This is a genomic window from Pseudomonas sp. A25(2017) (genome assembly GCF_002001065.1).
Classification (GTDB): Bacteria; Pseudomonadota; Gammaproteobacteria; order Pseudomonadales; family Pseudomonadaceae; genus Aquipseudomonas; species Aquipseudomonas kilonensis.
This window is the reverse complement of the sequence record NZ_MUOA01000061.1, coordinates 20,348-32,215: the sequence shown is the minus strand read 5'-3', so window position 1 is coordinate 32,215 and position 11,868 is coordinate 20,348. Positions and strand designations below refer to the sequence as shown.

Here is an 11,868-nt window from a genome sequence, read left to right as displayed (position 1 = left end):
AGGTCTCGTTGCAGCAGAAATTAGATAGATACATCCACGCGGAAGTAGATCGGCGCTTCGCGCTCGGTCAGGGCATCCGGACGTTCCAGGGAGTGGGCGAAGGTCACGCTGGCGCTCAGGTGCTCACCGCGGGCGAACAACTCCAGCGAGTTGCTCGACATGCGCCCGTGCTCGCTACCGTTGTAGCGATTGCCACGAATCACGCCCTGGTCATAACCGAGGCTGGTGCCGTATTCAGCGAACACCGGGCGCATCCACTCCAGTGTCACCGGACGACTCCAACGCAAGTCGTTGCGCCAGTAGCCGCCGCTGTCGCCGGACAATGTCTGGTCCTTGTAGCCGCGAATCGACGACAGGCCGCCCAGACTCATGCGCTGCGAGCTGAACAACGCATCCTCGCTGCGCTGGCCGGTCATCAGGCTGCTGAAACTGAAGGATTCGCCACCCAGTTCAAAGGGTTGCAGGTAGCTGAGGGTGGCGGTGTATTTGCGATAGCGCGCATCCGGCAGCCCGGGGCCAGGGTCGTCATCGCCCTGGGCATCGAGGGCGCCGATGCCCTCTTGCAGGCCCAGGTCGAGGTTGACGAAGGCATTGCCAACCCGTCGCCCATGGTTGATGCCGAACTGCGCCTCGCTGATGCGATTGCTGCTCTCGGCGAGTTTGCTGTCTTCGATGAAGTTGTTGGTGCGCAGGTACGCCAGGCCAGTATTGAGGGAGGTCTTGCTCACCGCGTCGCGATGGACCACCCGCTCCAGGAGCACTTGATGGTTCTGGCTGTCGCCGCTCTGCTTGAAATTGAAGCCGTTGGCCTGGCCCAGCGTGCGGTACTCACTTTGGCTGTAGGTGTAACTCAGGTTCCACCAGCCAAACGGCAGGTTGTAATAGAGCATGGCGTTGCGCGAGGTTTTCTGGTGATCGCTGACGGCATCGTGGCCGCCGCGCAAGGCCAGTTGGTCAGCCAGGCCCAGGGGACTGTCCCAGTCCAGGGAGGCGCCCCATTGCTGCTCGCCGGTGCTTTTTTGGCCGTCGTTATGTCGTGACAGGCCGGCGCGCCAAGGTTTTTGCGGGGTGTTATTGACCAACACTTCACTGCCGCCGATGTTCTGTCCCGGCGTCAGTTCCATTCGGGCACTGTTGGACGGCAAACGGTTCAGTTGATCGACCATCTGCTCGATCTCACGCAGGTTGAGCAGCTCACCCGGCTTGCCAGGAAAGCTCATTGCCAGTTCCCGCTCGGAGAGACCGCTGCCTTCGGCTCCCTTCAGCCCCTCCAGGCGGCCCTCGACGACCAGCACTTGCAGGTGACCGCTGGACAGGTCCTGTTGCGGCAAGTAGGCGCGACTGGTGACCAGGCCCTTTTCCAAGTAGTAATCGGTGATGACCTTGAGCAACTGGTTAAGCTGCGGCACGCCCAGGCATTGGTTGAGGAAGGGCTTGAGCAGGCGCTGGCGCTCGCCCTCGGACAAGGCATCGGCGCCCTTGAGCTCGATGGTCTTGATCGGGAAACAACGGGTATCGACAGGTGCCGTGGGCTGGGCCGGCTTCGCTTCCTTGCCGGGCAGGTCCTTGAGCTCTTCAAGGCGTCGGCGCTGCTCTTGGAGCAGGCGATCCTGACGCTCACGGATCAGGTCCGTATCGCCGGGGGTTGGCGCGGCGACAGCAATGTTCATCGCCAGAAAACACAGCGACGCAACGACTAGCCTAGTCCCTAAGGCAAATACGGACATGTTCGATCCCTCGATACAGAAATGACAGCAGGCATGCACAGCAATGCTGCGCACACCAGACCCTGCATATCGCTTTCGGTTCAAGAGAGCGGAAACTTTCTACGCAAAAAAGAGACGCGTCTCACAGACGGCGTCGACAATCACAGCGAAAAAACACTTCGTAACGCCCGAGCCGGCCAGTAACGCAGTTCACTTAGGCAGTCGGAAACCTGTGGCGAGGGAGCTTGCTCCCTCGCCACAGGTTCATCGTTTTCTTAAGTGAGCGCGCCTTTGCCGCTTCCCGCTCGCGAATCAAGGCTTTTAACCCCGTTGCCAAGCAAGGTGGGCGACTGCCCAGTGATCTCGCCCAGCAGCGTCGTCACGGCGTTGCCTTCGACCATGCCTCGCGCCTGAAGAAGGTCCGCCACCGCACACACAGCCGGCCAATAACGGTGCACCAGGCAACTGCAACGAGCGATGGCCTGGGATTGGGCATCGAGCAGTTTGCGCGGTGGTAGCAGGCTGATCAATTCCTGCCCCCGGTCCAGGTCACCCCGACCACTGCCCCTGATCAGCCGATCGGATCGGCGGTGCCGGTAGACCGCTTCGGCCACCGGCCCCGCGAAGCAATGGAGCAGGTCCCGCTCAATGGCATCGACCATCGAGGGCAGGTATTCAGCGATCCCCGGGGCTTCGAAGGCCGGGCGCGAGACAAGGTAGTCAGCTTCCACCAACCCTTCTGCGTATTGCGGGTTGCCGCGCAGGTCGAACAGAGGTCCCGTGCAGGCTTCAGCCTTGGTACGCACGGTGATGCGTTTTATCGGTTGGCCGTTCCACCAAAAGGCCAGGGCATGACCCGCTTCGTGGAAGGCCGTGCTGCGCGGGCATTTGTTCATTATTGGGTCCGTCACGGCAGGCGCTGTTCATATCATCTGCCTCACTGCGGGGCCCCGGTAAAAGATTATCCCTATCGACCGTTAATACTGCGCCTATTAGCTATCTGGCAAAGGGGGACTAGCCTGAATTCAGGCTGGTGTAATCCGGCCCGTGAAACCTGACAAAGAGATACGAAGCGTTCAGAAACGTACTGGGCTTGCCGTGGGCCACCGAATGGGTAACCAGACCTCTCGTGTGTTGCCGTGTGGCCGCACACGATCAGTTGAGCGAACTGTGAGCCCTGCGCCCTGAGTCATTTATTTCGCCTGTCGCTATTCGAAGCCCGGCCGGGCTCGATAGCTGGATGAATACGACCAAAGGTAGCTTCTCATGGGAAACGAATCGAAATGCCCGTTCAATCACGCCGCTGGCGGTGGTACGACGAACCGCGACTGGTGGCCGAACCAGCTGAATCTGAAGATCTTGCACCAGCACTCCTCGCTGTCCGATCCCATGGGCGAGGATTTCAACTATGCCCAAGCGTTCAAGCGCCTGGACTTCCAGGCCTTGAAACAAGACCTGAATGCACTGATGACCGACTCGCAAGACTGGTGGCCGGCAGACTTCGGCCACTATGGACCGCTGTTTGTCCGCATGGCCTGGCACAGTGCAGGCACCTACCGCACCGGTGACGGGCGCGGTGGGGCGGGTTCCGGCCAGCAGCGCTTTGCTCCGCTCAACAGTTGGCCAGACAACGTCAGCCTCGACAAGGCACGTCGGCTGCTGTGGCCGATCAAGCAGAAGTATGGTCGCAATATCTCCTGGGCTGACCTGATCGTCCTCACCGGCAACGTCGCGCTGGAGTCCATGGGCTTCAAGACCTTCGGTTTTTCCGGAGGCCGCGCCGATGTCTGGGAGCCGGATGAAGACGTCTACTGGGGTTCCGAAAACAAATGGCTGGGGGGCGATGTTCGCTACGCCAAGCCCGACAAAGCCGCCATGCAAGACCCCGGCGAGGGCCAATTGGTGGCCGAGCCTGGCAACGAAGAAAGCCGCACCGACGAGGGGCGCAACCTGGAGAACCCGCTGGCCGCCGTGCAGATGGGGCTGATCTACGTCAACCCGGAAGGCCCCGAGGGCCAGCCGGACCCGGTCGCTGCCGGGGTGGACATCCGCGAAACCTTCGCCCGCATGGCCATGAACGACGAGGAAACCGTGGCATTGATTGCTGGCGGCCACGCCTTCGGCAAGACCCACGGCGCAGGCCCTGCGGACAACGTCGGTGCCGAGCCCGAAGCCGCTGGCCTGGAGCTGCAAGGCCTGGGCTGGAAGAGCACCTTCGGCACCGGTAAAGGCGCCGACACCATCACCAGTGGCCTGGAAGTCACCTGGACCACCACCCCCACCCGCTGGAGCAATAACTACCTGGAGAACCTGTTCGGTTTCGAGTGGGAACTGACCAAGAGCCCGGCAGGCGCGCACCAATGGACGCCGAAAAACGCTGCAGGCGCGGGCATCATCCCCGATGCCCATGACCCGGCCAAACGGCGCAACCCCACGATGCTGACCACCGACCTGGCGCTGCGCTTCGACCCGATCTACGAGAAAATTTCCCGGCGCTTCCTGGCCAACCCCGACCAGTTGTCCGACGCCTTCGCCCGCGCCTGGTTCAAGCTGATCCACCGCGACATGGGCCCGCTCTCACGCTACCTCGGCCCGGAACTGCCCAACGAAGAACTGCTGTGGCAAGACCCTATCCCGGCGGTCGACCATCCGCTGGTCAACGACAGCGACATCGCCGCCCTCAAAGGCAAGCTACTGGCCTCGGGCCTGTCGGTTTCACAGCTTGTGTCTACGGCGTGGGCCGCGGCTTCCACCTTCCGTGGTTCCGACAAACGCGGCGGCGCCAACGGTGGCCGCCTGCGCCTGGCCCCACAAAAGGATTGGGCAGCCAACCAGCCAGAGCAACTGGCCAAGGTGCTGGCGACCCTCGAAGGGGTCCGGAATGAGTTCAACGCCGCCCAGTCCGGCGGCAAAAAAATCTCCCTGGCAGACCTGATCGTGCTGGCCGGCAGCGCCGGTATTGAACAAGCCGCGAAAAATGCCGGGCTCAGCGTGACGGTACCGTTCACGCCGGGACGCATGGACGCGAGCCAGGAGCAGACGGACGTCGAGTCGTTCGGTTTTCTCGAGCCCATCGCCGATGGCTTTCGCAACTACCTCAAGGGCCGGTACCGCGTGTCCGCCGAGGCACTGCTGATCGACAAGGCCCAACTGCTGACCCTCAGCGCCCCACAAATGACGGCGCTGATCGGCGGTCTGCGGGTGCTGGACACCAACGTCGGCCACATCGCGCACGGTGTCTTTACCCAACGGCCCGGGACGTTGACCAATGACTTCTTCGTCAACCTGCTCGACATGGGCGTGGAATGGAAAGCCCTTTCCGATACCCAGGAAACCTTCGAGGCCCGCGACCGCAAGACCGGCCAGGTCAAATGGACCGGCACCCGTGTCGACCTGGTCTTCGGTTCCAACGCCCAGCTACGGGCCTTGGCCGAAGTCTATGCCAGCCCGGATGCCCAGGAGCAGTTCGTCAAGGACTTCATCGCGGCGTGGGTCAAGGTGATGAACCTGGATCGGTTTGATCTCAGGTGAGCGGCGTACGAGAGCATGAGGTCTGGCAAGAAGGCGACCTCATGAACTTTTCTTCACCCCACGCCCCCGCGTGATTGGGTACAGTCGCCTCGCTCATTCAAGAAACTAAGGTTTTAGCCCGCTCTCCCAGCGGGCTTTTTTTTGCCTGGCATTCAGGTTGCTCCAAAGCCGCCCGCCCATAAAACAGCAACGCCATCAGCCAACAACTCAACCAGACAAAAATCCCCGCCCAGAACGTGTGGGACATGTAATGCCAACCCTGCAGGACCCGCGTCGTACCGTAGACAAACCCCAAGGCCAGCGCCCCGTGCATCAGGGCTTTCGAATGACGCCAACGGTAGCGGCGGGCGACGAAATACAACGCCAGCATCGTAAAGCCGCCGGACGCATGACCGCCGGGCCAGCAGCGACCGTCACCGGCGACTTTCAGCAGGTCGAAATTCTGGAACCATTCCTTGTGCTCGATCTTGCCGGCGTATTGGGTGGTTTCCACCGGGCAGTACACGCTGGTGTGGCCCTTGAGGTAATGGATCACCCCGCTGCTGAGGGAAAAGGCGAAGACCACGTAGAGAAAGTCGCGCCGATGCTTGTGGGCAAAACGCAACGGCGCGGCCAACCGGGTTTTCTCCAACAGGCGAAGCAATCCCGGGCGCTTTTGCGGCTTGAAGATCGGCCAGACAAACGACAACAGCGCCCCGATAATCGCCGCCTCGCCGGTCCAGTTCGGGATGATCCTGGCCCACTTATGGGTGATTTGCTCGAACAGCCGCACGTGCTCCAACGCAAAGACCTGGTGCAGCGGGTCGTAGAATAAATTGCTGAAGGCGATGTCGATGCGAGTCATGTCGAACAGCAAAAACACCACCACGGCGCAGACCAGGGGAATTCCAAGATTGAGCCCGTAGAAACGGGCGCGAGCAGACATCAGCATGGGCGGTCCTAATCGTGGGAAAGGTTACTGAAAGCCGCCGAACGCCAGTCAGAGGCTTCGATAAAACCGAGCAACTGCGGTGCTTGTGGCTGGGCGGTGGAGACGAACAGCGAAGCGCCGTAGCCAAACGTCGAGGTGGGCCGGTGGAGCGCGGTTTCCAATGCCTGCATGCATTCGCTGTGGGTGACCAGGATCAGATTGCGCCCGGCGACTTTGTGGGCCAGGGCATTGCGCAGAAGGTCGTGGCGGCAATTGATCAGCCAGTCGTCGCCAGCACTCACCTTGTTGAACATGTAGCCCGCCGTCTGGGCCGCACGGACCAGAGGGCTGTTGTAGAGATCGGCGTTGTCCAGGCCCAGTTGCTCGAACCGGGCGCCGAGGCCCACCGCAACGGCACGGGCCCGGTCAGTGATGCCTTCGCGATCATTCAGGCACGCGGCCTTGGCGTGATCGCAGCGCTCGACATGACGCACCAGCACGATCATCTCGCCCTTGGCCCAGCCATCGGCCAAGGCCCGGGCGCCGGCAACATTGCCATGGGCCAGGTCCGGTATCGCCGCCGGGCTGAGCAGCCAGAGGGTCAATGGAATGACCAGCAGCGCCGAAGCCAGCACGACCACAGCGTTTCGGTAACGGGCAAAGCGCCGCGTATCGATCGAGCGCCTCAGGCCGAAAAGGCTCAGTCTCAGTTCCACATCAAGCCGCCCCGACGGCATCCACCCAGTCATTCGATGGCGCGACAGTAGAGAGGCCGACGTAGGCAGGCGGTGAAAGCGATGTGAAAAAAAGCTTGGTGTGGGAGCAAAGCTTGCTCGCGAAACAGACACCTCGATTCTGTGGCAGACCGCATCGCCTTCATCGCGGGCAAGCCTTGCTCCCACAGATACTCGGAAAAAAACTTTCAGATCCAGGACCAGCGGCCGATACAGCCCTGTTACATGCTCTTGCTGGCTCTTAACAACAACAATCTTCCAGCGTACCGACGATCAAGCAGCACAACGTTCCTGGAGGAATTTGATGAACAGCTGGTTTGGCAACATTAGCGTCAACATGAAATTGGGCCTGGGCTTCGGTCTGGTGCTGGTACTGACCTGCCTGCTGGCCCTGACCAGTTGGACCAGCCTGGGCGGGCTGATCGACCGTAGCAACTGGATGAGCGACATCACCCAGCTCAACGCCGGCCTGACCAAGCTTCGGGTCACGCGCCTGCAATACATGCTGACCAACGGTGACGAGACCGCCGCCCAAAACGTGCAGACCACTCTCGATAGTTTTGTGACACAACAGAACGCCCTGCTCAGCAGCTTCAAGAGCCCGGAAAACGTCAAGTTGCTCAAGGAGCAGAGCGCAGTCATCAGCGCCTACCAGGTGTCCCTGAACAAAATGCGCAGCGCCTACCGCACGGGCAACACCGCCCGCGATGCCATGGGTGCGAACGCCGAGATCGCCTACAAGCTGATCGAGACCCTGGATTCGGACGTGCGGAAAATGGCCCCCGGCGATGAGCGTTTCGCCCAGTTCCAGGCCATCACCCAGGCCAAGCAGGACTTCATGCTGGCCCGCTATGAAGTGCGCGGCTACACCGCCAATAGCAATGCCGACACCGAACGCAAGGCCGTCACCCAGCTGGACGCCGCCATCACGTCGCTCAAGCCGCTGAACGAGCACTTCTCCAGCACCCGCCAGGATGAACTGCGCCAACTGGAAAACGCCCTCACCCAATACCGCAGCGCCGTGCAGGCCTTCAAGCTGGCCACCGCCGACGCGGTACAGGCACGCAAGGAAATGACTGAACAGGGCGCGTCAATCGTGGCGTTGAGCGAGCGGCTGTACCAAATCCAACTCGACCGCCGCGACGCCGAAAGCGCCGAGGCGCGCACCCTGCAACTGATCAGCACCCTGCTGGCGTTGCTGGTCGGCGTCATTGCCGCCGTCATCATCACGCGCCAGATCACCGGCCCGCTGCGCGAAACCCTGGCCGTGGTCGAACGCATTGCCAGCGGCGACCTGTCGCACACAGTCATCGTCACTCGCCGCGATGAACTGGGCGTGCTGCAACAAGGCATCGCGCGCATGGGCGTAACCCTGCGCGACCTGATCAGCGGCATCCGTGACGGCGTGACCCAGATCGCCAGCGCCGCCGAAGAGCTGTCCGCCGTGACCGAGCAGACCAGCGCCGGGGTCAACAGCCAGAAAATCGAGACCGATCAGGTCGCGACCGCCATGCATGAAATGACCGCCACGGTGCAGGAAGTGGCCCGCAACGCCGAAGAAGCCTCCCAGGCCGCGGCCGCCGCCGACGGCGAAGCCCGTGCCGGTGACAAGGTGGTCAGCGAAGCCATCGCCCAGATCGAGCGCCTGGCCAGCGAAGTGGCGCGCTCCACCGACGCCATGACCGTGCTGCAACAGGAAAGCGACAAGATCGGCAGCGTCATGGACGTGATCAAGGCCGTGGCCGAGCAGACCAACCTGCTGGCGCTCAACGCAGCGATCGAAGCGGCACGCGCCGGTGAAGCCGGACGTGGTTTTGCCGTGGTGGCCGACGAAGTCCGTGGCCTGGCCCAGCGCACGCAGAAATCCACCGAAGAAATCGAAGGCCTGGTGGCCGGCCTGCAGAACGGTACCCAGCAAGTGGCGGCCGTGATGAACAACAGCCGCAACCTCACCGACAGCAGCGTGGCCCTGACCCGCAAGGCCGGCGCGTCACTGGGGAACATCACCCGCACGGTGTCGAACATCCAGTCGATGAACCAGCAGATCGCCGCGGCCGCCGAACAGCAAAGCGCCGTGGCCGAGGAGATCAGCCGCAGCATCATCAACGTGCGCGACGTGTCCGAACAGACCGCCGCCGCCAGCGAAGAAACCGCCGCCTCCAGTGTGGAACTGGCACGGTTGGGGAATCAGTTGCAGATGCTGGTCAGCCACTTCCGCGTCTGACGCCCTACGCACTGTGGGAGCGAGCTTGCTCGCGAAGGCGGTGGTTCAGTCAACTTCAATGCTGACTGATCCGACGCCATCGCGAGCAAGCTCGCTCCCACAGGGTTTGCATCAGCGCAGCCCCACGAATCGCTCTTTCGTACACATCTCCCGCCCACGTCCTACCGTCTTTTTTTGCGTACTGCTGTACGGTTTTCTCCTGACAAGAACATTCCGTTCGAACAGGAGAGGCACCTACATGGACGCAGACAACGGCTCTCTGTTGCACACGCTCGTTGCCTCGCCAATTGGCGAGGACGCTGCAAAAACCGATTTCAAGACCGCCCTGCAGCGAATGGGGCTGACATCGGTATTCGACATCCTGCGCCTGGGCAAGACGCAGTTCGCCCAGGCGCTCGCCAGGCACTGCGATGCAGATGCCGGACAGGCCTACGACAATGCGTCGAGCCACGCTCGACAGATCAGCCGCTTGTACCTGGAGCATCAACTCTGCTCCAGCGACACCAAGCCCCGTGTGCGACGCAGCCTGGGCTCAGACCCGACATCCGGGCCGATCAGCTATCAAGCACTGTTCCAGGAAAACTGGGATCAGTTTTGCAAGGACGGTGACATCGCCGCGATCGACTCGCCCGTGGCCTACCTGCGTGCGCTGTACCTGTTTGCCAGGCAGTTGGAAAACAGCTCCACCCACGCTCGCAAGATCCCCCTGGAGAAACGTCGACCGGACCTCAACACGCTGATGCTCGACCCACACAGTGCCTTGGTTGCACGCCCGATGCTCAACATCGTCAACGACACGTTGCGCAGCCATATCGAGGCCGGTCTCGATGACGGCACAACCGTCCATCAGGCCTTGGCCGACGCACACTATCCCTTTTCACTGCCCTATGATCTTCACCACCATCAATGCCTGCTTGGCTTGGGCGCAGGTAAACCCGCCCTGGGTGAAGTCAATTATCGGATCAGCCTGAAACTGCCGTTTTGCCAGGACGGCTCAACGTATGGACACGTTTCGCAATCGCCTGTCGAAGCGCAAAAACTGCTTTCAGGGTTCAGTCCGGCGCAGCAGGCACTCTTGCTCGCACCGCTCGCTTCGGGCTCCGATTTCGAGGCCTTGAAAAAAGCCTACGGCACTGAAAATGTCGGGCGCCTGGGTGATTTCACATTCTTCAAGGAGCGCACCGGGCTGACGACGGAACAGGTTGAGCAGCTACTGGAACATGGCAGATACAGCCCTTGTATCTCGCCCCATAACCCACCCTCGACGCGTGTTCGCCAGGGCGCCGCTTACATCAACGGACCCAATGCTTCAGATGCCCTGACACTTGACCCACCAGGGTTCGGTAACAAGTCCTACGAACGTTTTGATCGCATTCAGCGGATGGTTCGACTGCAGCAATGGACCGGCATTCCCTTTACCGAACTGGATACGCTGATCGTCAATGCCCTGCATTCGGAAGGCAACACCGCAATGACGCTCAGCACTAATACCTTGCGGGCACTTGGGGTCTATCAGTACATGAAGCGGCGCCATGGCATCACCCCTGAGGAGTTTGCCTCGCTGTTGTACGACATGCCGACCGGCGCTTGCGCAGAACGGGTTCCGTTGTTTGACCAGGTATTCAATCGCACCCGCTTGCTCGAGCGCCCTGCGTGGAAGCAGGCGACGGACCTCGATACCGCAGACCTCAAAACACTCAGCTATCTCGGTGCGGGTCTGGGGCTTGCCCTCACAGAAGACGCGCTGTTGCTGCTTGTGAAACAGACTAAAAAGTACCTGCCTCTGAAAAACGATTTGCCGACGATCTCTTCGCTCTACCGCCAGGCCCGTATCGCACGGATGTTTGGCCTGTCGCCTCTTGAGTGCACGGAACTGGCTCGGCTACTGGGTGGGGATACGTTCTGCCGGGCATTGGTGACGGGAGCACTGGACACCACGCACCCCGACATTCTCGACGTATTGATGGCGATGGATTGGGCGGTGGACTGGCTCAAGCAAAACCATCTCGATGTGCTGCAGTGGTGTCGCCTGTTCGAGACTGTCGGGCCCGATTTGCCGTTGAATCAGAAACTGGAAGAGCGATTAGCCGTACTGCGAGAGCACGCCCAGTCCACCAGCGACTATCAATGCCTGGTGGAAACGCTGCTACACGATTCGGCTGACGTGTCCGCCGAATCGTGTAGCAGCGTGATGAAAATGGCCGGCACGAATGCCACAGACATGGTCGAGGCCATCATCGCCACTGTCGGCAAAACTCCGCCATTGCTGGCACACGTGCTTCGTACCGCGCAAGCCTGCCAGAAATTGCATCTGAGCAGCAGCACGCTACAGGTGTTAATGGACCATCCCACGTGGTTAGCCTCGAACAGTTCAGGGACGCTTACACCTCAAACGCTGTATTTGCTCGAACGGTTCAATCATTGCGCGCGCCATCAGGCGCAGTCAGAAGAAAACCTGTTGCATTACTTGCAGCTCGCCAACCAAGACCTACCGCAACATTCAGTAGAGACAGTCAACGGCCTGCTGGCCCACCTGCTGGGCTGGAGCATCGAGCAAGTGAGTTGCCTGACAGCGCTGCTGACGCCCAAACGCGCCACCACGATGCAAGCCGTGGATTGGGTCATGCGTTGCCAGGCGTGTTGCTTGAGCACGGGCCTGTCGGCAAGCCAACTGCTCATGGCCGCCACACTCAATAACGACAGCCTGACGCAGGACTGGAAAATCGTCGGTGAAGGACTGATCGCTGCGTGCCATTGAGGCGA

General features: G+C 61.0%; 7 protein-coding genes. 3 read left to right on the top strand and 4 right to left on the bottom strand.

What is annotated here, in order from left to right; genetic code table 11:
• Positions 1-20: 20 nt before the first annotated feature.
• Both B0E42_RS13870 and B0E42_RS13865 read right to left on the bottom strand, forming a co-directional pair.
• On the bottom strand, positions 21-1,727 hold the full coding sequence (locus tag B0E42_RS13870; protein ID WP_077506661.1) for a ShlB/FhaC/HecB family hemolysin secretion/activation protein: 1,707 nt from the start codon (positions 1,725-1,727) through the stop codon (positions 21-23).
• Positions 1,728-1,981: 254 nt separating this feature from the next.
• Positions 1,982-2,602 carry a hypothetical protein gene (locus B0E42_RS13865; protein ID WP_077506660.1) on the bottom strand — a complete coding sequence of 207 codons (621 nt, stop codon included), beginning with the start codon at positions 2,600-2,602 and terminating at the stop codon, positions 1,982-1,984.
• A 370-nt stretch (positions 2,603-2,972) separates the two neighbouring features.
• Here B0E42_RS13865 and katG point away from each other — a divergent pair, with 370 nt between their 5' ends.
• Entirely contained in the window at positions 2,973-5,237 is a 2,265-nt protein-coding gene (katG, locus tag B0E42_RS13860; protein WP_077506659.1) for a catalase/peroxidase HPI, read from the top strand.
• A gap of 97 nt (positions 5,238-5,334) precedes the next feature.
• Here katG and B0E42_RS13855 read toward each other — a convergent pair whose 3' ends face one another.
• Together B0E42_RS13855 and B0E42_RS13850 are read right to left on the bottom strand one after the other, a co-directional pair.
• Positions 5,335-6,168: a phosphatase PAP2 family protein gene (locus tag B0E42_RS13855; protein WP_077506658.1), complete on the bottom strand. Its 834-nt coding sequence runs from the start codon at positions 6,166-6,168 to the stop codon at positions 5,335-5,337.
• A gap of 8 nt (positions 6,169-6,176) precedes the next feature.
• The gene (locus tag B0E42_RS13850; RefSeq protein WP_077506657.1) at positions 6,177-6,884 is read right to left on the bottom strand and encodes a histidine phosphatase family protein; all 708 of its coding nucleotides are present in this window, start codon (positions 6,882-6,884) and stop codon (positions 6,177-6,179) included.
• Positions 6,885-7,185: 301 nt separating this feature from the next.
• Here B0E42_RS13850 and B0E42_RS13845 point away from each other — a divergent pair, with 301 nt between their 5' ends.
• Positions 7,186-9,105: a methyl-accepting chemotaxis protein gene (locus B0E42_RS13845; protein WP_077506656.1), complete on the top strand. Its 1,920-nt coding sequence runs from the start codon at positions 7,186-7,188 to the stop codon at positions 9,103-9,105.
• 25 nt (positions 9,106-9,130) lie between these two features.
• Positions 9,131-11,863, top strand: a complete 2,733-nt coding sequence (locus B0E42_RS13840) for a Tc toxin subunit A (RefSeq protein WP_256578303.1) — start codon at positions 9,131-9,133, stop codon at positions 11,861-11,863.
• Positions 11,864-11,868: the final 5 nt, after the last annotated feature.

Coding starts and splice junctions, on each gene's coding strand:
- B0E42_RS13870 (WP_077506661.1), bottom strand. CDS start 1,727: ATGTCCGTATTTGCCTTAGGGACTAGGCTAGTCGTTGCGTCGCTGTGT.
- B0E42_RS13850 (WP_077506657.1), bottom strand. CDS start 6,884: ATGCCGTCGGGGCGGCTTGATGTGGAACTGAGACTGAGCCTTTTCGGC.
- B0E42_RS13845 (WP_077506656.1), top strand. CDS start 7,186: ATGAACAGCTGGTTTGGCAACATTAGCGTCAACATGAAATTGGGCCTG.
- B0E42_RS13865 (WP_077506660.1), bottom strand. CDS start 2,602: ATGAACAAATGCCCGCGCAGCACGGCCTTCCACGAAGCGGGTCATGCC.
- B0E42_RS13855 (WP_077506658.1), bottom strand. CDS start 6,168: ATGCTGATGTCTGCTCGCGCCCGTTTCTACGGGCTCAATCTTGGAATT.
- katG (WP_077506659.1), top strand. CDS start 2,973: ATGGGAAACGAATCGAAATGCCCGTTCAATCACGCCGCTGGCGGTGGT.